The organism is Bradyrhizobium sediminis (assembly GCF_018736105.1).
In the GTDB taxonomy this organism is placed as follows: Bacteria; Pseudomonadota; Alphaproteobacteria; order Rhizobiales; family Xanthobacteraceae; genus Bradyrhizobium.
Map to the genome: position 1 here is coordinate 4,850,748 of NZ_CP076135.1, position 17,616 is coordinate 4,868,363.

A 17,616-nucleotide genomic window follows, 5' to 3' on the forward strand; every position below is an offset into this window, starting at 1 on the left:
TTCAACGAGTGCTCAGGCACTGCGCAAGCTCGTGGTGCAATGCTTCCTCGTCGATGGCACCGCATGCTCCGATGGCCACGATCTGTGTCCGAGGCCGGCGTCTTTCCCACTCATCCTCCAGCGAAATGTCCACACGCCGGCCGACCACCTGCAACACCGCGCGACGCTCCGGGGCGTCGGCAGCGTAGATCACACCCTTGGCGCGGTAGATGTTCGCCGGCAGCTTTGACGCCGCTTGCCGCAGCGCTTCTAGCGACAAAGGCTGGTCCGTCTCATAGCTCCAGGTGCTGAAGGCTTTCGAATGATCGTGTTTGTGTTCATGATCGCAGTTAGGGTCGCCGCAGTCGTAGCGCTCCAACTCGTGCAGGCATGAGTCCACCTGCGTCGGGTCGAACCGGCCGACGGACAGCAAGACTTCCAACGGCACGTTGCAGTGGCTTGCTTCGATAAGCCTGTAACGATGGAAGCGGCTGTCCAGCCAAGCCTTGATTTTGGCGATCTGATCCCGATCCACCAGGTCGACCTTATTCAGGATGATCATGTCGGCGCAGGCCATCTGGAAGATCTTCAATTCCATCATCTCCGGCGCGGCAAACACCTGCTCGCCATCGACCACGCACAGGATGCAGTCCAGCCGAATGCGGTCGCGCAAGCCGGGATTGTTGAAGGTCATGGCAATGCCGGATGGTTCGGCCACGCCGCTGGCTTCCAGCAGGATGTATTCAGGCTGTTCCGGCCGCCTGATCGTCTCCATCACCGCCTCGATGAGGTCGTCGCGGATGGTGCAGCAGATGCAGCCGTTGGCAAGGCTGATGACATTGCTCTCGACACCTACGACAAGTTCGGCGTCTATGTTGATTGCGCCGAAATCATTGACCAGCACGGCCACCTTCAGACCGTGATCGCCGTTGAGGATGCGGTTGAGCAGGGTTGTCTTGCCTGCACCCAGGAAGCCAGTGAGGATGGTCACCGGGATCGGTGACGGGCTGACCGCGGTATCGTGGTCAATATAGTCCATCGCCAGCATACTCCTCACTGACGCAGCCCCACCGCACCAGCTGCGACGGGAGCTGGCCGACGTTCTCGCTATTTCTTCGGTGCCTGGCCGCCGCCGAGAAAGTCAGCTATGTCGATTTTCATCTCCGCCGGCATCCGGGCCCATTGCCGCATCTGGTCCTTCGGTGTGAACAGCGCGGGATCAATCTCGAGGTCGCGAATCGACTGCTCCTGATTGGCCAGGAACGGGCTTTTCACCGTCATTTCAGTCGGCATGTTGCCGCCAAAATTGTTCTGGATCATCCATTCCATGCTCGGTCGGGCGACGTTGGACGTCTCCGGCAGCGCGGCCTCGCGAATCCAGACACGATCCTTGGTGACATTGACCACGGTGTGATCAATGCCGAACGCGAACATGCCCTTGTAGTGCATCCGGACACCGGCGGTCATCTCGCCGATCAGTTCGCGGTCGAAGGAGACGTGCGTGGCCATCGCGAGTCGCGGCTGCACCAGGTTCGCCAGGTAGCCGACGGCATAGTGCATCGTGTGGAAATTATCGATCGTCCAAGCCCCGATATAGGGCGAAACACCTTGCTTCAAGGCCCACAGGCTGACCATGTCCACGGCCATCTCGGTGACGAACACGTCGACGTTCTTGGCATACTTGGCGGTGAGCTGGTCCGGCTTGCCGTCGCCGGTCCAGACGAAGGAAAGCCCGTTCCAGTCGAGCCGATAGGCGGAGGCACCGTCGGCGGCGTGCGAGCGCCGCCAGTGGGTCACCTTCACGCCATCCTTGTCGTAGCAGACGCCACCGTCGTCCCTGAAGTCGAACTCGGTGACCTCGATCTCGTAGCCGTCCGCCATCGGCATGCCAGCCGCCTGGTGCGAAGTCCAGGCGCCCATCTTCTCCATGTGTTCGCACATCGCCCTGGTGCCAAGCGCCGCGGTGCGGCCCGAGGGGCCAATGACACGTAACGGTTTCCAGCGGCCATTGAAGGGAGCGAATTGCCACAGATAAGGTATGTCGGCGTAGTGATCGAGGTGCAGGTGCGTCAGAAAGATATCGTTGATTTCCGGTACCGGCACCTGGTTGGCGATGATATTGCGCAGGCAGCCGGGACCGAAGTCGAAGAAGAGCCGCTTGCTGGTGCCGAGTTCCACCATGATGCAGGTGCCGGCCTGCGAGAGCCGTGGCGGCCAGGGCTGGCTGCCCATGAAGATGATGCGCATCTCGTCCGGGCCGAGCGGCTCGCTCTGCGGGAAATAGTTGTTGCGGTTCTTGACTGACGGCGTCGGCAGATAGTAGGGCGGCATCGAGATGCCAGTGCCGGGAGGCGCCCCGTATGCATTCGTTTCGCCGGTCGCGGGCTTGTTTTCCTCGGCAGCTTCAGCCGAAACCACGCCCCCTGCTGCCATGCCGGCGACGGCAGGAGGGACCGCCTTGAGCATTTCACGCCGGCTAAGAGTGTTTCTCTCCGTCTTGTCTTCGGAGTCCACGATCATCTCCTTCCGTCCTTGATTCATAAGGAACAGTCGGCGACGCTCACCTATCGCCGAGGTTGACAACGACCTTCTCGATCTTGCCGGTGAATTTGAATGGCACGTCGTAGTCCTCGCTTACGGGCGTGCCAGTGTCTTCGCCCACATCAAATGTTTCATCCAAGCTGAAGCGCCCGGGTATGGTTGCGTTGATGCGGCCCGCAGCGACCTGTTTGCCGTCCACGCTAAGCGTCCCGGTGCCGCCCTTGCCGATGCCGCCGCCGTCGTATTTGAAGTCAAAGACGACGTCGTGCTTGCCGGGCGTAAGGGCATCTTTGGCCACAATATTAAAGTGCGCGACGTTCGCCAGATTGTAATGGAAAACCGGCTTTCCGTCCTTGAACATCAGCGCGTAGCCGGCGGAGAGCCCGCCATGCGTCAGCACAACGCCTTGTTCTCCTCCCTTCGGGAGAAGCACGCTGGCCGCGATACGGAACGATTTGTTCTTCACGTCGGGCGCCGCACCCTCGGGAATGCGCGTAAGGCTTCCGTAGTAGGTGAACTCGGTGCGCCCGCGGGTCAGGCTGGGACGAAGGGCCACGTCCATTCGTGCAACCTTGCTGTCGTCCAGAGGCAACACGTTATACTTGGCGGCCTCCGCATAGAACAGCAACTGCAGTTCTCTGAGTTTGTCAGGGTGCTTATCCGCGAGGTTGACGGCTTCGCTGAAATCTTCGGCGACGTTATAGAGCTCCCACTTGTAGCCGCTGACGACATCGACCGGCGCTGCGTTGAACGGGTCCTCCCAGGGCGCAAAGTGCGGAGTCGTACCGGCCAACCAGCCATCGTGATAGATGCCGCGGTTGCCGAACATCTCGAAATATTGCGTCCGGCGAGTGGATGGCACTTTGGGATTGTCGAAGGTGTAGGCCATGCTTACGCCCTCGATGGGCTTCTGCGCCACGCCGTTGACGATAGAGGGCTGTTGCAGACCGGATACGTCCAGAATGGTCGGCACGATGTCTATCGTGTGATGCCACTGCGGCCGGATGCCGCCCGCGTCCTTGATGCGGGCAGGCCAGGAAATGACCATCCCGTTACGTGTGCCGCCATAGTGCGAGGCGATCTGTTTGGTCCACTGGAAAGGCGCATCCATGGCATGGGCCCAGCCGGTCGGGTAGTGGTTATGGGTTTTCCACGTGCCAATATCCTCTTTGCGTTTGAGGACCTCTTTGTAATCCTCTTCGATTCCGTTCAGCGTCGCCATTTCGTTGAGCGACCCCTGCGTCATGCCCTCGGCGCTGGCGCCGTTGTCGCCGACGATGTAAATGACCAGCGTGTTGTCGAGCTGGCCCAATTGCGCAATTGCATCCACGACCCTGCCCACGTTGTAGTCCGTCTGGGAAAGGTAGCCGGCGTACACCTCCATCATGTAGGCAAAGAGCTGTTTCTGTTCAGCGTTGAATGAATCCCAACCCGGGATACCCTGGCTGCGCTGGGTCAACTGGGTGTTGGCCGGCACAATGCCCAGCTTCTTCTGCCGCGCGAGGGTTTCGTCGCGCACCTTGTCCCAGCCCTGGTCGAACTGGCCCTTGTATTTTGCAATCCATTCCTTCCTCGGGTGGTGCGGCGAGTGGGTGGCCCCGGGAGCGTAATAAAGAAAGAACGGCCGGTCGGGGGCTACGGCTTTTTGGTTGCGCACCCAATTGATGGCCTGGTCCGCAATGTCGTAGTCGAAGTTATAATCCGGGTTGCCAAGGTAAGGCTGAATAGGCTTAGTTCCTTCGAACACCGCGGGTCGCCACTGACTGGTTTCCGCGCCTACAAAGCCATAGAAATGCTCGAAGCCAAGAGCAGTCGGCCAGAGATCGAATGGCCCGGCTTGGCTGCTCTGCCAGTCCGGCACATTGTGGTTCTTGCCAAACCAGGCGGTGTTCCAGCCTTTTTGCTTCAGGATTTCGCCGACGGTCGCGGTGTCCTTCCCCATCAGGCTGTCGTAGCCCGGAAAGCCCGTGGCCTGCTCCATGATCACTCCGGTATGCGCCGAGTGGTGATTGTGCCCGGTCAGCAGGGCCGCGCGGGTGGGCGAGCAGAGCGCAGTGGTGTGGAACTGAGTGTAGCGCAGGCCGCTCTTCGCCAGCTGTTCCAGGGTCGGTGTCTCTATGGGGCCGCCGAACGTGCTCGATGCCCCAAAGCCGACGTCATCCAGCAACACTACCATGATGTTGGGTGCGCCTTTGGCGGCCTGCACCGGCACTGGAAAATCGGACTTCGAGTCTTTGGCGCTCAGCCCAATCTGCCCCTTGAAGGGCGCCGGTGGCGTGGGCAGCACTTCCTGCGCCGATGTAACGCAGCTGAAGAGTGTCGCGACAGCCAGCACCAGTCCGGTTGCCGTCCAAGTGCGTGCCTGGTAGAGCGTCGCGCGCGTTGGGTTCATGTTGTGGGTGCGCATGGCAACACCTCTCTCCCAGGCAACGATTGCCCCGCGGGACAACAAGGGCCTCGGCATGAAACAACCTGCCGGGGGAATTCCAGATCAGCCGGGCAGTGACGAGCGATCCAAGCTTTCACAATAGCGCAGCGTGAGGTTGCACCGCATTGATCTGCATCAAGGACAACTGTTGAACACGCAATTTGCGTGACCTCGCCTGCATATTAGAATTTGACGAAAAATGTCGGACATGAGTCCGTAAAGCGTCGAACATGGGCCAAGCGCTGCTCATCCATCTCAACGAGTGAGCGCACGCCCAAGTTCCCTATTGATCTCGTGTCCGGCCTTTGGCCGGCCGGATGAAAGGCTCCAGCGGGCGATCCAGCAATCGCCGTTACCGCAATTCACCTCTAAAGTTGCAAGATACTGGATGCTTCCTGTGACGGCCCTACGCCGCGGTCCAGCCGCCGTCGATCGACAGGTTGGCGCCGGTGATTTGCGCTGCGTCGTCGCCGCAGAGGAACAGCGCCAACGCGGCCACCTGCTCGGAGGTGACGAACTCCTTGGTCGGCTGCGCCAGCAGCAGCACGTCGTTGATGACCTGTTCCTTGGTCAGGTTACGCGCCTTCATGGTGTCGGGAATCTGCTTCTCGACCAGCGGAGTCCAGACGTAACCGGGTGAGATGCAGTTGCAGGTGATCTTGAAGGTCGCGAGTTCCAGCGCCACGGTCTTGGTCAGGCCGGCGATGCCGTGCTTGGCCGAGACGTAGGCCGCCTTGAACGGCGAGGCCACCAGCGAATGCGCCGAAGCCGTATTGATGATGCGGCCCCAGCCGCGCTTCTTCATGCCCGGCACCGCGGCGCGGATGCCGTAGAACGCCGACGACAGGTTGATCGCGATGATCGCTTCCCATTTCTCCGGCGGGAACTCCTCGATCGGCGACACGAACTGGATACCGGCATTGTTGACGAGGATGTCGACCGAGCCGAAGGTCTTTTCGCCGAGCGCGACCATTTCGGCGATTTCCGCGGGCCTAGTCATGTCGGCAGGCGAATGCACCGCCTTGACCTTGAAATCCTTCTCGATGCCGGCGCGCTCCTTCTCGATGTCGGCGGGCGCGCCCATGCCGTTGAGAACGATATTGGCGCCGGCGCCGGCAAAGGCGCGCGCATATGCCAACCCGATGCCGCTGGTCGAGCCGGTCACAACAGCGGTCTTGCCTGTCAACTTACCCATTGCGTCTACTCCTTTTTGCCGTAGAGGGGCCAGGTAACGTCCCCCGTGAGATCGTAAGTCACCATGGTCTCGCCGGATTGCGGTTGATCGAGCCAGTCCTTGTGGCGCATCGACAGGTGAACGTCGCGCGTGCCCGCGCCCCAGTGCTCGACCATGCCGACGCGTGAGAAATCGTAATCCTTGGAATTGGATTCGTGGTTCTTGCTGCGGTAGATCAGATGCACCACCGTAACGGTGCTTTCCCTGGCGGCTTCGCAGAGAATTTCGACCGACGGGTCGTTCCTGAGATAGTCCGGCAGCTTGCCGATCAATTCGCGCAGCGCCTTGCGGGTGTTGTGAACCTGCTTGTTCTTGTCGGTGTTCATCCGGGTGCGGCTGGAGAAGCGGATGTCCTTCTCGCGTTCCGCGGCCTCGAGCAACGACACCGGCAGCGGACCGCGGGCACTGAACAGGTCGACCTGGAAGATCAGGAGGTCGCGGTCGAGCTCCTCATCCAGCACGTAGTCGAGCGGCGTGTTGGAAGCGATGCCGCCATCCCAGAAATGCTCGCCGTCGATTTCGACCGATGGAAAGCCCGGCGGCAGCGCCCCCGACGCCATGATGTGTTCGGGACCGATCCTCTTGCCGATCTTCTTCATCTCGAAATTATCGAAATACTTGAAATTGCCCGTGGTCACGCTGACCGCGCCGACGCTGATCCGCGTCTGCAGGTCATTGATGCGGTCGAAATCGACCAGACGCTCCAGCGTCGTTTTCAGCGGGGCGGTGTCGTAATAGCTCAGCGATTGCGGGGTGCCCGGGGGCCACAACGGCGCCGGCGGAACACGCGGCGAGAAGAAGCCGGGAACGCCGAAGGTCGCGATCAGGGCCGCGCTGGTCTCGTTGAACAGCGATCGCGCACGGTCGCCTGACGTGACCGGATTCCAGGGCACCGGCGAGGAAGCCATCTCCCAGAATTCCTTGAGACGATCCACCCGCTTTTCACGTGGATTGCCGGCGATGATCGCGGCGTTGATGGCGCCGATCGAGATGCCGGCAATCCATTCCGGCTCGAAATCGTGATGGCACAGCGCCTGATAGGCGCCGGCCTGATAGGAGCCGAGCGCGCCGCCGCCCTGCAGGACGAGCACGCGCTGCGCCTGCGCGGGCGTTCGTACTGGCGATGGATGGAGGCTGTCCGTCATGACATCAGATCAACTATCAAACAACGGTGGTACCGTGGCGTCAGTTGGCGGCGGCGTCAATCATCGAAGCCGCGAAGCAGGATCACGCCGCGGTTATCGCGCCTATGTTGATGCAAGAATGAGCGTCCAGAATACCTTGTACTTGGTATTTGGAGCATAGATCGCCGCGATGCCCAATTTTGTGACACCGTTTTTCAGCATGTTGGCCTTGTGCGGAGGCGAGTCGCGCCAGCCGGAAAAGGCTTCCGCCAGGGTGTGATATCCGGCCGACACGTTTTCCACCGCCATCGTCGCCGGGTATCCGGACCCGTTCAGCCGCTTGGCCAGGGGACCCTTGACGTCGTGGTCGAGCTTGTTGCGGCTCGCCATCGCCTGCGATTGCTGCTCGGCGAGCTTCATCAGTTCGGGGTCGACCGCCACGGCGCCGAGGCCGTTGTTCTGCCGGTAGAGCGAGATCATGGAGGCCGCCGCCTGCGGATCGAGCGTGGCCCCGCCATTGGCCATGCTGAGATACATAGTCGGCTGATCCGGAACCGGCGCATCCCCGACGCAGCCGCCCAGCGCCAACAGCCCGATAATGGCGATGATCGCCCGCATGATTCGAGATTCCCCCAACCGAACGGGCTGTTGTTGCATACCAACCGTGGCTGAATGGTGAACTTTCCGGGCTTTAGGCGGCGAAAATTCGGTAGCGGCGGGGCTGCAATCCCACGATCTCGCCCGGCTGCAATTCCCGGTCCCGGGGCGCGTCGATCTCGATCACGGTGGTGCCCTCGCCCGCCGACAGCGCGACTTCGGCGCGCTGGATCGGGCCGAAGCTGCGGACATGCCGCACCGCGCCCTCGAACGCGCCGCTGCCGGCCGGCCCGATCGCCATGTCGTGGCGGCGGACGAACAGTTTCGAGGCGCCGGAAACGATGCCGTCCGCCCCGATATTCAGCGGCTTGCCGCCGAGCCGGACGCAGCCGTTCTGCACCTCCACCGGCAGCACGATGGATTCGCCGATGAAGCCGTGCACGAAGGCGGTCGCCGGATTGTCGTAGACCTCGCCGGGCGTGCCGATCTGCTCGATGCGGCCCTTGTCCATCACCACCACCCGGTTGGCGACTTCGAGCGCCTCCTCCTGATCGTGGGTGACGAAGATCGAGGTCACGTTGATCTCGTGATGCAGCGAGCGCAGCCATTGCCGCAGCTCCTTGCGCACCTTGGCGTCGAGCGCGCCGAAGGGTTCGTCGAGCAACAGGATGCGCGGCTCGATCGCCAGCGCCCGGGCGAGCGCGATGCGCTGGCGCTGACCGCCGGACAGCTGGCTCGGATAACGGCTCGACAGCCAGTCGAGTTGCACCAGATCCAGCAATTCCTTGACGCGGGCGCGGATCGCGGCTTCGTCCTTGCGGACCGCGCGCGGCTGCACCCTGAGGCCGAAGGCGACATTCTCGAACACCGTCATGTGCCGGAACAGCGCGTAGTGCTGGAACACGAATCCGACGTGTCGCTCGCTGGCGCCGTGGGCGAGCGCATTTTCGCCGTCGAATGAAACCTCGCCGGAATCAGGCCAGTCCAGTCCCGCGATGATCCTCAGCAGCGTGGTCTTGCCCGAACCCGATGGCCCGAGCAGCGCCAGCAGTTCGCCGTTGGCGACCTTCAGGTCGACGCCGTCGAGAGCGGCGAACGCGCCGAATTTCTTCACGATGTTCTTGACTTCAATCGCCACGCGGAATGTGCCCTTCGTCCAGACGCCGTTCGAGAATGGTCTTCGCCACCAGCGTGATCAATGCCAGCATCGCCAGCAGCGAGGCAATCGCGAACGACGATACGAATTGGTATTCATTATAGAGGATCTCGACCAGTAGCGGCATGGTGTTGGTCTCGCCGCGAATATGGCCCGACACCACCGACACCGCGCCGAACTCGCCCATCGCCCGCGCGTTGCATAGCAGTACGCCGTATAACACGCCCCATTTGATATTGGGCAAAGTGACGCGGAAGAAGGTTTGCAGGCCCGAGGCGCCGAGCGAGATCGCGGCCTCTTCCTCCTGGGTGCCCTGCTCCTGCATCAGCGGAATCAGGGCGCGCGCGACGAAGGGGAACGTCACGAAAATGGTCGCCAGCGCAATGCCCGGCACCGCGAACAGCACGTGGATGTTGTGGGCCTGCAGCCACGGCCCCCAATAGCCCTGCGCGCCGAACAGCAGCACGAACACCAGGCCCGAAATGACGGGGCTCACCGAAAACGGCAGATCGATCAGCGAGATCAGGAAGGTCTTGCCGCGAAAGTCGAATTTGGCAATGGCCCAGGCTGCGACCACCCCGAACACCAGATTGAGGCCGACCGAAATCGCCGCCACCGTCAGCGTCAGCCTGATCGCCGACAGCGCTTCCGGATCGGAAAGCGCCGCGAAGTACGCGCTGACTCCCCTGGAAAACGCCTGCGCGAATACCACGACCAGCGGCAGAACGACGAACACCGTCAGGAACGCCACCGCGACCACGATGATGACGATGCGGACGAACTTCGGCTCGGTCCGAAGATCGTCCTGCGCCGAGCTGAGCGAGAGTTGCGGCTGATTCATCCGGGTCAGCCTCCATGCGCCGGGATGCGGATTTGCGCCCAACGCTGCAGGCGGTTGATCGCGAATATGATCAGGAACGATGCCACCAGCATCACGACGGCGATCGCGGTCGCGTCGGCATAGCGGAATTCCGACAGCCGGATCACGATCAGGAGCGGCGCGATTTCAGAGACGTTCGGCAGATTGCCGGCAATGAAGATGACCGAACCGTACTCGCCGACGGCGCGCGCGAACGCCAGCGCGAAGCCGGTCAGCAGCGCCGGAGTGAGGCTCGGCAGGATCACTTTCGAAACCGTATGCCAGCGATTGGCGCCCAGGCTGGCGGCGGCTTCCTCGATTTCGGCGTCCAGATCGATCAGCACCGGCTGCACCGTCCGCACCACGAAGGGAATGCCGATGAAGATCATGGCGATGAAGATGCCGACCGGCGTGAATGCCACCTTGATGCCGAGTTCGGCCAGCGGCGCCCCCAGCCAGCCCTTTTGCGCAAACAGCGAGGTCAATGCGACGCCGGCCACCGCGGTCGGCAACGCAAAGGGAACATCGACGATGGCGTCGAACAGCCGGCGGCCCGGAAACCGGTATCGCACCAGCGCCCAGACGATGATCGTGCCCATCACCAGGTTGACCAGCGCGGCGGCGAAGGCGAGGCCGAACGAAATCCTCAGCGCATTCAGGGTACGGCGGCTGGTGAGGATGGCCCAGAACTGATCGAGGCTCAGCTCGAAGGTCTTCAGGAACAGGCCGGCGAGCGGAATCAGGATGATGACGGACAGCCAGGTCAGCGTCAGTCCCATGGTGAGACCAAAGCCTGGCAATGTACTGCGCCGTCCCTCCCCTCCGCTCACAATGCCCTCTGCTTCCGCTTCACCGGATCAGTTCTTGTAGATCTGGTCGAAAACGCCGCCCTCGGCAAAGTGTTCCTTCTGCGCCCGGGTCCAGCCGCCGAACACCTCGTCGATGGTGAACAATTCCACCTTGGCGAAGGATTTCTCGTATTGCTTCGCGACCTCGGGATCGCGCGGACGATAGGAATTGCGCGCGGCAATTTCCTGACCTTCTCTGGTATACCAATACTTCAGATAGGCCTCGGCGGCCTCGCGGGTGCCCTTCTTGTCGGCAACCTTGTCGACCACGGCCAGCGGCGGCTCCGCCAGGATCGACAGCGGCGGCGACACGATCTCGAACTTGTCCTTGCCGAATTCGCGCTGGGCGAGGAAGGCCTCGTTCTCCCAGGCCAGCAGCACGTCGCCGACGCCGCGCTCGACGAAGGTGACGGTCGAGCCGCGCGCACCGGTATCCAGCACCGGCACGTTCTTGTAGAGGTCGCCGACGAATTGCCTGGCCCTGCCGGCGGATTCGAATTTCTTCAATGCGTAGCCCCAAGCGGCCAGATAGTTCCAGCGGGCACCGCCGGAGGTTTTCGGGTTCGGCGTGATGACGCTGACGCCGGATTTGACCAGATCGTCCCAATTGCGGATGCCCTTGGGATTGTCCTTGCGCACCAGGAACACGATGGTCGAGGTGTAGGGCGAGGCATTCTGCGGCAACCGCTTCTGCCAGTCGGCCGATATCAGGCCCTTGCCGGCGATGGCGTCGACGTCATAGGCCAGCGCCAGCGTAACCACGTCGGCCTGCAGCCCATCGATCACGCCGCGCGCCTGCGAGCCGGAGCCGCCATGCGACTGCCTGATCTCGACGCTCTTGCCGGTTTCTTTCTGGTAGGCCGCGGCGAACGCCTTGTTGAAATCCGCGTAGAGTTCCCGCGTCGGGTCATAGGACACGTTGAGCAGGGAAACATCGGCAGCGAGCGCCGAGCTCGCCCACAGCAATCCCGCAACCACCGGCAAAATACGACGAACCATCCCAGTCTCCATCCGGCCAGACGACGGCATTGTCATCGAAAGCACGAGGGACATAACTCGCGATGAAGGCGCTTCAAGTCAACGAAACCGCATTTCTTTGTTTGCGGTGCGGCAGCGTCATTGTCCTATGAAGTCTTGACGGTGTGAATGCCGCATTCTGTCTTGGTCCTGCCGCGCCAGCGGCCGGCGCGCGCATCCTCTCCCGCCGAGGTTCGGCTGGTGCAGGGCATGCAGCCGACCGAGAGAAACCCGGACGCGGCGAGCGGATGCGGCGGCAATTTTGCCAGCGAATAGATCGCCTCGATGTCCTCGCGCGAAACGTTGGCGAACGGATTGAATTTGAGCCTGATGCCGTCGTCTTCGACGACTGGAATGTCGGCGCGCAGGCCGCCCTGGAAACGCTTGCGGCCGTTGATCCAGGCCGAGAACGGCGCCAGCGCCCGGGCCAGCGGCTCCACCTTGCGAATGCGGCAGCAGGCATCGGGATCGGAGAACCACAATTCACGCTCCGGATCCTCGCGCGTCAGCGTCTCTTCCAGCGGCTTGATCGAACGGACATCGCGCAGTCCCAGGGTCGCGATCAGCGTGTCGCGATAAGCCAGCGTCTCCTCGAACAGCCATCCGGTGTCGAGAAAGATCACCGGTATCGCCGGATCGACATCGGCCATCACCTTGAGCAGCGCCGCCGATTCGGTGCCGAACGACGAGACCAGCGCGAGGCGCTCGCGGCCGACGGCCTTGAGGGCGGCTGCGATCACTTCCGCCGGCGCGGCGTTGCGGAGCGCACGATCGAGTTCGTCGGCTGCCGGCAAGCCCGCCGGGCGCACGGCGCGCTCCGATGATGCCTGATGTGCAAGAGTACTCACTGGCCGGCGCTCTCCGAATGACGCAGCTGCATCCGCCGGTGCAGCGCGGTGATGCGGCCGTCGCCGGTCGGCTGGTAGAACACCGAGTAGCGCTTGACGGTCGCGGCGAACGCTTCCGCGTCGCCTTCCTTCGTCACCTCGAAGGCGTCGAAGCCCGCCCGCAGCATGAATACGAATTGGTCGCGCAGCACCTGTCCGGTGGCGCGCAACTCGCCGCGATAGCCGTGGCGCTCCCGCAGCATTCGCGCCTGGCTGTAGGCGCGGCCATCGCGGAAGCTCGGAAACGCCAGCGCGACCACCGCAAGCCGGTCGAGCCAGGGCACGAGATCGTCGACGTCGCGGTTGTTCGGCCAGACCACCCCGAGCTTGCCGGCGCGGCGCGACAACGCCTCGGCATCGCCGAGAAGCCGCGCCGCGGAGATCAGGATCGCGCCATCGCCCGGAAGCTCGGCATCGTCGGCCACAGGAACGAATGCATCGGCGGTGATTTTTCCGCTCTTAACGAGTGGCATAGACCCGCTCCCTGAAAGGTTCGACGCCGAGCCGCTTCACCGTGTCGATGAAAAGCTCGTCGGGACGCGCGCGCAGCGCGAGATAAGCCTCGACGATATCCTCGACCACGTCGGCGACTTCGCCATAGGGCACCGCCGGCCCGATCAAGGTTCCGACTTCGGCCTTTTCGTCGGCGCGGCCGCCGACGGTGATCTGGTAGAATTCCTCGCCGTTCTTCTCGACGCCGAGAATGCCGATATGGCCGACGTGATGATGGCCGCAGGCGTTGATACAGCCGGAAATGTTGATGTGCAGCCGCCCGATCAGATTGGCGGTGTCGTGATTGGCGAAGCGCCGCGTCAGTTCCTGCGCGATCGGGATCGACCGCGCATTGGCGAGCGAGCAGTAGTCCAGCCCCGGGCAGGCGATGATATCGGAGACCAGATTGATGTTCGGGGTCGCCACGCCGATCTTGTCGAGCGCTTTCCACAGCGCGGGCAAATCGCGTTTGGCGACATGGGGCAGCGCGAGATTCTGCTCGTGGCTGACGCGGATTTCGCCGAAGGAATATTGGTCGGCGAGATCGGCGATCGCGTCCATCTGGTCGGCGGTGGCATCGCCCGGCGGTCCGCCCACCGGCTTCAGCGACAGCGTCACGATCGAATAGCCCTGAACCTTGTGCGTGAACACCGAGTTCTTGCGCCAGCGCTCGAACAGCGGATCATGCGCCGCCTTCTTCAGTTCCTCCGGCATATGCGGCAGTTTTTCGTAGGCCGGATAGGAAAAGCGCGAGCGGATATCCTCGATGACGGCATCGTCGATCGCCAGCGCGCTGTCGCGCATCTGCAGCCACTCGTCCTCGACCTCCCTGGCGAACTTCTCGATGCCGAGCTCGTGCACCAGGATCTTGATGCGCGCCTTGTAGATGTTGTCGCGGCGGCCGTACTGGTTGTAGACACGCAGGATCGCCTCGACATAGCTGAGGAGATCGTGGCCGTGCACGAACGCCTTGATCGTCTTGCCGATGAACGGCGTGCGGCCGAGGCCGCCGCCGACCAGCACCTCGAAACCGGTTTCGCCGTCCGCGTTCTTGTGCAGCCGCAGCCCGATGTCGTGCACCTTGATCGCCGCCCGGTCGTGCGCGGACGCGGTGATGGCGAACTTGAACTTGCGCGGCAGGAAGGAAAATTCCGGATGCAGCGTAGTGTATTGCCGCAGCAGTTCGGACCAGATCCGGGGATCCTCGATCTCGCCCGGCGCCACGCCGGCCCATTGGTCCGAGGTGACGTTGCGGGTGTTGTTGCCTGACGTCTGCATGGCGTGAATGCCGACTTCGGCGAGATCGGCCAGCGCGTCCGGCAGTTCGGCAAGCTTGATCCAGTTGAACTGGATGTTCTGCCGGGTGGTGAAATGGCCGTAGCCGCGGTCATATTTCCGCGCCACATGGGCGAGCCGCCGCAACTGCGCCGACGACAGCGTGCCGTAGGGGATCGCGACCCGGAACATATAGGCGTGCAGCTGCAAATAGACGCCGTTCTGCAGCCGCAGCATCTTGAATTCGTCCTCGGTGAGTTCGCCGGACAGCCGGCGCTTCACCTGATCGCGAAATTCCGAAACACGTTCGTTGATGAGCGTGCGGTCGAGTTCGTCATATGCGTACATTGACTGATGCCTTATGCCGGAACCGGCAGATCGATGGTGACGCCCTGCAGCCGGATGTGTTCGCGCAGATTGCCGGGCTTGATCTTGCCGGAGTCCTTGACCTCGACCGGCGCGATATAGGCGCCGACCGCGCCGACGTCGTCAGCGACCGATTCGGCCAGCAGCGCCCGGGCTTCGTCGGCGGTGCGGACGATCGCCGCATCCGACAGCTCGGCCGACCAGCCTTTTTCGGCCGTGCGCCAGATCACGATGCCATCCCAGGTGCGGTTGGCGGTCACGACGGAGGGGCCGGTTATCTTGATCTTTTGTTGCAACGGAGAGGTCATGCGGCAGGTTCCAGCAGTTTGGAGATCACTTGATTGAGATTGGATTCGCGCCATGGCGCGGAGTGCGCGACCACGTCGCCGATGATGAGAATGGCGGGACCGCCGTCGATCTTCTCGATCAGGCCGGGAAGCTCCTGCAAGGTCCCGACTGCGGCCTGCGCGTCCGGCCGCGTCACCCGCGCGAACACGCCGACCGGGGTTTGCGGCGAACGTCCGGCCGCCAGCAGGCCGGCGCGAACCGACGGCGCAGCGGTCATTCCCATATAGACGACCACCGTCATCTTCTCGTCGGTCAGCGCGGACCAGTCGACGGTTTCGGCGTCCCTGGCCTTGTGCGCGGTCAGGAAGGTGATGCGCAGCGCCTCGTGGCGGAAGGTCAGCGGCACCTCGAATTGCGCCGCGGCGCCGAGGCCTGCGGTAATTCCCGGCACCACCGAACAGGCGACGCCGGCCGCACGCAGCGCTTCGACCTCCTCGCCGCCGCGGCCGAACACGAAACTGTCGCCGCCCTTGAGGCGCACCACGCGCTGCCCCGACTTCGCGGCATCGATCAACAGCTTGTTGACGGCGTCCTGGCCGATGCCGGGTTTGCCGACGCGGCGGCCGACCGGCACGCGCGAGGCATCGCGGCGCACGCGATCGAGAATTTCCGGCGACACCAGTTCGTCATGGAACACGACGTCGGCGTCCTGCAGCGCGCGCAGCGCCTTGATGGTGAGTAAATCCGGGTCGCCGGGTCCGGCGCCGACCAGCGTCACGCTGCCCCCGGCCTGGCCTGATGCCAACGCGCCGGCGAAGGCTGCGGGATCGGGAATATTCTTCAGCGCCGCTTCGGCTTCATCCTTGCGCCCGGCGAGAACCAGCGCGCCGATCGGACCGTCGACCACGCGCTCCCAGAAGCGGCGGCGCAGCGCCATCTCGGGCAAGCGCTGGTGCATCGATTTGCGCCAGCGGCCGATGAAGCTGGCGAGGTCGCCGATGCGCGCCGGCAGCACGGCCTCGATGCGCTCGCGGACGCGGCGCGCCACCACGGGCGAAGCACCGCCGGTGCCGACCGCAACGACCACGTCGCCGCGATCGACGATCGCCGGGAAGATGAAAGTCGAATGGGCGAGGTCGTCCATCACATTGACGGGAAGACCGACCGACTTGGCCCGCACCGACATCGCAACCCCGATGTCGCCGGCGCCGGCGCACAGGATCGCAATCACGCCGCTCAGATCGGCGGTCAAGGGATCGCCTTCCGCGCGCTCGATCCGCGCCGCTTCGTCGGCGCCAACCCCGCTCAGGTCATGCTGGCCGTCGGTCGCGAAGTAGCGGATGCGCGCGCCCGCCGCTGCCAGCAGGCGCAGTTTCGCCTGCGCCAGATCGCCGGCGCCGACAAGCAGCACCGGACCGGCTTGCAGGTCGAGAAAGACTGGCAGAAATCGCATGCGAAACTCGCTGCCCCAACTTGCGGGGTTGACTAGAATTATTTTCTATATATGTCTCACGCAACGCCCGCAAAGAGAAAATTTTTTCTTCTCTACTGCAGTGCAACTATAGAATTTTCACCTCCAAAGGCCAAGGCCCAGAGATGCATCTTCTCGACACCGATTCCACGATCGCCCGGTTGCGTCGCGCCGACCCGCCGACGGGGGCTGCGCCCTTGCAGATTCCGCAGCCCGGGCAGCTGCCCGCCCCCGCCATGGATCACCTCGACGCGCTCGAGGCGCAGAGCATCTACATCTTCAGGGAAGCGTTCGCGCGGCTGAAGAAGCTGGCGCTGCTGTGGTCGCTGGGCAAGGATTCCAACGTCATGATCTGGCTGGCGCGCAAGGCCTTCTTCGGCCGCGTGCCGTTCCCCGCTTTGCATGTCGATACCGGCAAGAAATTTCCGGAGATGTATGCGTTTCGCGATCGCTACGGCAAGGAATGGGAACTCGATCTGAAGGTCGACTCCTGCCCGCCGCTGGAAACCATCGATCCGACCCTGCCGCCGGCGGCGCGGTCGGCCGCGCGCAAGACCGAGGGATTGAAGCTCGCGCTCGCCAAATACGGCTTCGACGGATTGATCGCCGGCATTCGCCGCGACGAAGAGGCGACCCGCGCCAAGGAGCGGGTGTTCTCGCCGCGCGGCACCGAGGGCGGATGGGACGTGCGCGACCAGCCGCCGGAATTCTGGGACCAGTTCAACGCCTCGCCGCCGCCGGGCGCGCACCTGCGCATTCACCCGATCCTGCATTGGACCGAGGCCGACATCTGGGCCTACACCCAGCGCGAGAACATCCCGATCATCCCGCTTTATCTCGCCAAGGACGGCAAGCGCTACCGCTCGCTGGGCGATGCCGACATCACCAATCCGGTGGCCTCGACCGCTTCCAGCATCGAGGAAATCCTGATCGAGCTCGACGGCACCAAGGTGCCGGAACGCGCCGGCCGCGCGCTGGACCACGAGACCGAAGACGCCTTCGAACGGCTGCGCGTCGCCGGATACCTCTAGCGAATATATTGAGTTGAGCGCCC

General features: G+C 63.0%; 16 protein-coding genes. 1 reads left to right on the top strand and 15 read right to left on the bottom strand.

What is annotated here, in order from left to right; all coding sequences use genetic code 11:
* Nucleotide 1: 1 nt before the first annotated feature.
* The 15 genes from KMZ68_RS23170 to cysG form a co-directional block, all read right to left on the bottom strand.
* The gene (locus KMZ68_RS23170; RefSeq protein ID WP_249779459.1) at nucleotides 2-1,018 is read right to left on the bottom strand and encodes a CobW family GTP-binding protein; all 1,017 of its coding nucleotides are present in this window, start codon (nucleotides 1,016-1,018) and stop codon (nucleotides 2-4) included.
* A gap of 68 nt (nucleotides 1,019-1,086) precedes the next feature.
* Complete coding sequence (gene gntH, locus KMZ68_RS23175; protein ID WP_249779460.1) at nucleotides 1,087-2,493, bottom strand: guanitoxin biosynthesis MBL fold metallo-hydrolase GntH; 1,407 nt, start codon at nucleotides 2,491-2,493, stop codon at nucleotides 1,087-1,089.
* A 46-nt stretch (nucleotides 2,494-2,539) separates the two neighbouring features.
* On the bottom strand, nucleotides 2,540-4,927 hold the full coding sequence (locus tag KMZ68_RS23180; RefSeq protein ID WP_215613447.1) for an arylsulfatase: 2,388 nt from the start codon (nucleotides 4,925-4,927) through the stop codon (nucleotides 2,540-2,542).
* Between the two features lie 427 nt (nucleotides 4,928-5,354).
* Nucleotides 5,355-6,143: a 3-hydroxybutyrate dehydrogenase gene (locus KMZ68_RS23185; protein ID WP_215613448.1), complete on the bottom strand. Its 789-nt coding sequence runs from the start codon at nucleotides 6,141-6,143 to the stop codon at nucleotides 5,355-5,357.
* Between the two features lie 5 nt (nucleotides 6,144-6,148).
* Entirely contained in the window at nucleotides 6,149-7,327 is a 1,179-nt protein-coding gene (locus KMZ68_RS23190; RefSeq protein WP_215613449.1) for a DUF3734 domain-containing protein, read from the bottom strand.
* Between the two features lie 102 nt (nucleotides 7,328-7,429).
* Nucleotides 7,430-7,924 (bottom strand): CAP domain-containing protein, encoded by a 495-nt coding sequence (locus KMZ68_RS23195; RefSeq protein ID WP_371741385.1) that lies wholly within the window; start codon nucleotides 7,922-7,924, stop codon nucleotides 7,430-7,432.
* A 73-nt stretch (nucleotides 7,925-7,997) separates the two neighbouring features.
* Complete coding sequence (locus KMZ68_RS23200) at nucleotides 7,998-9,041, bottom strand: sulfate/molybdate ABC transporter ATP-binding protein (protein WP_215613450.1); 1,044 nt, start codon at nucleotides 9,039-9,041, stop codon at nucleotides 7,998-8,000.
* The gene (gene cysW / locus KMZ68_RS23205; protein ID WP_215613451.1) at nucleotides 9,031-9,900 is read right to left on the bottom strand and encodes a sulfate ABC transporter permease subunit CysW; all 870 of its coding nucleotides are present in this window, start codon (nucleotides 9,898-9,900) and stop codon (nucleotides 9,031-9,033) included. Before cysW ends, KMZ68_RS23200 begins: the two co-directional genes overlap by 11 nt.
* A gap of 5 nt (nucleotides 9,901-9,905) precedes the next feature.
* Nucleotides 9,906-10,697, bottom strand: a complete 792-nt coding sequence (cysT, locus tag KMZ68_RS23210) for a sulfate ABC transporter permease subunit CysT (protein ID WP_249779666.1) — start codon at nucleotides 10,695-10,697, stop codon at nucleotides 9,906-9,908.
* A gap of 78 nt (nucleotides 10,698-10,775) precedes the next feature.
* Complete coding sequence (locus tag KMZ68_RS23215; protein ID WP_215613453.1) at nucleotides 10,776-11,765, bottom strand: sulfate ABC transporter substrate-binding protein; 990 nt, start codon at nucleotides 11,763-11,765, stop codon at nucleotides 10,776-10,778.
* Between the two features lie 125 nt (nucleotides 11,766-11,890).
* Entirely contained in the window at nucleotides 11,891-12,592 is a 702-nt protein-coding gene (locus tag KMZ68_RS23220; RefSeq protein WP_215616445.1) for a phosphoadenylyl-sulfate reductase, read from the bottom strand.
* A gap of 35 nt (nucleotides 12,593-12,627) precedes the next feature.
* Nucleotides 12,628-13,143, bottom strand: a complete 516-nt coding sequence (locus KMZ68_RS23225) for a DUF934 domain-containing protein (RefSeq protein WP_215613454.1) — start codon at nucleotides 13,141-13,143, stop codon at nucleotides 12,628-12,630.
* Nucleotides 13,130-14,785 carry a nitrite/sulfite reductase gene (locus KMZ68_RS23230; protein ID WP_215613455.1) on the bottom strand — a complete coding sequence of 552 codons (1,656 nt, stop codon included), beginning with the start codon at nucleotides 14,783-14,785 and terminating at the stop codon, nucleotides 13,130-13,132. Before KMZ68_RS23230 ends, KMZ68_RS23225 begins: the two co-directional genes overlap by 14 nt.
* A gap of 11 nt (nucleotides 14,786-14,796) precedes the next feature.
* Nucleotides 14,797-15,111, bottom strand: a complete 315-nt coding sequence (locus KMZ68_RS23235; RefSeq protein ID WP_215613456.1) for a DUF2849 domain-containing protein — start codon at nucleotides 15,109-15,111, stop codon at nucleotides 14,797-14,799.
* Nucleotides 15,108-16,544, bottom strand: coding sequence for a siroheme synthase CysG (gene cysG, locus KMZ68_RS23240; RefSeq protein ID WP_215613457.1), 1,437 nt, complete (start codon nucleotides 16,542-16,544; stop codon nucleotides 15,108-15,110). The genes KMZ68_RS23235 and cysG overlap by 4 nt, the downstream gene beginning before the upstream one ends.
* 254 nt (nucleotides 16,545-16,798) lie before the next feature.
* Between cysG and cysD the strand changes: the two genes are divergently transcribed.
* Nucleotides 16,799-17,593, top strand: a complete 795-nt coding sequence (cysD, locus tag KMZ68_RS23245; protein ID WP_215616446.1) for a sulfate adenylyltransferase subunit CysD — start codon at nucleotides 16,799-16,801, stop codon at nucleotides 17,591-17,593.
* Nucleotides 17,594-17,616 lie beyond the last annotated feature (23 nt).

What these genes read in the sequence shown, in the direction of transcription:
- KMZ68_RS23170 (WP_249779459.1), bottom strand. Translation starts at nt 1,018, where the DNA reads ATGGACTATATTGACCACGATACCGCGGTCAGCCCGTCACCGATCCCG.
- KMZ68_RS23180 (WP_215613447.1), bottom strand. Translation starts at nt 4,927, where the DNA reads ATGCGCACCCACAACATGAACCCAACGCGCGCGACGCTCTACCAGGCA.
- KMZ68_RS23185 (WP_215613448.1), bottom strand. Translation starts at nt 6,143, where the DNA reads ATGGGTAAGTTGACAGGCAAGACCGCTGTTGTGACCGGCTCGACCAGC.
- KMZ68_RS23190 (WP_215613449.1), bottom strand. Translation starts at nt 7,327, where the DNA reads ATGACGGACAGCCTCCATCCATCGCCAGTACGAACGCCCGCGCAGGCG.
- KMZ68_RS23195 (WP_371741385.1), bottom strand. Translation starts at nt 7,924, where the DNA reads ATGCGGGCGATCATCGCCATTATCGGGCTGTTGGCGCTGGGCGGCTGC.
- cysW (WP_215613451.1), bottom strand. Translation starts at nt 9,900, where the DNA reads ATGAATCAGCCGCAACTCTCGCTCAGCTCGGCGCAGGACGATCTTCGG.
- cysT (WP_249779666.1), bottom strand. Translation starts at nt 10,697, where the DNA reads ATGGGACTGACGCTGACCTGGCTGTCCGTCATCATCCTGATTCCGCTC.
- KMZ68_RS23215 (WP_215613453.1), bottom strand. Translation starts at nt 11,765, where the DNA reads ATGGTTCGTCGTATTTTGCCGGTGGTTGCGGGATTGCTGTGGGCGAGC.
- KMZ68_RS23225 (WP_215613454.1), bottom strand. Translation starts at nt 13,143, where the DNA reads ATGCCACTCGTTAAGAGCGGAAAAATCACCGCCGATGCATTCGTTCCT.
- KMZ68_RS23230 (WP_215613455.1), bottom strand. Translation starts at nt 14,785, where the DNA reads ATGTACGCATATGACGAACTCGACCGCACGCTCATCAACGAACGTGTT.
- KMZ68_RS23235 (WP_215613456.1), bottom strand. Translation starts at nt 15,111, where the DNA reads ATGACCTCTCCGTTGCAACAAAAGATCAAGATAACCGGCCCCTCCGTC.
- cysG (WP_215613457.1), bottom strand. Translation starts at nt 16,544, where the DNA reads ATGCGATTTCTGCCAGTCTTTCTCGACCTGCAAGCCGGTCCGGTGCTG.
- cysD (WP_215616446.1), top strand. Translation starts at nt 16,799, where the DNA reads ATGGATCACCTCGACGCGCTCGAGGCGCAGAGCATCTACATCTTCAGG.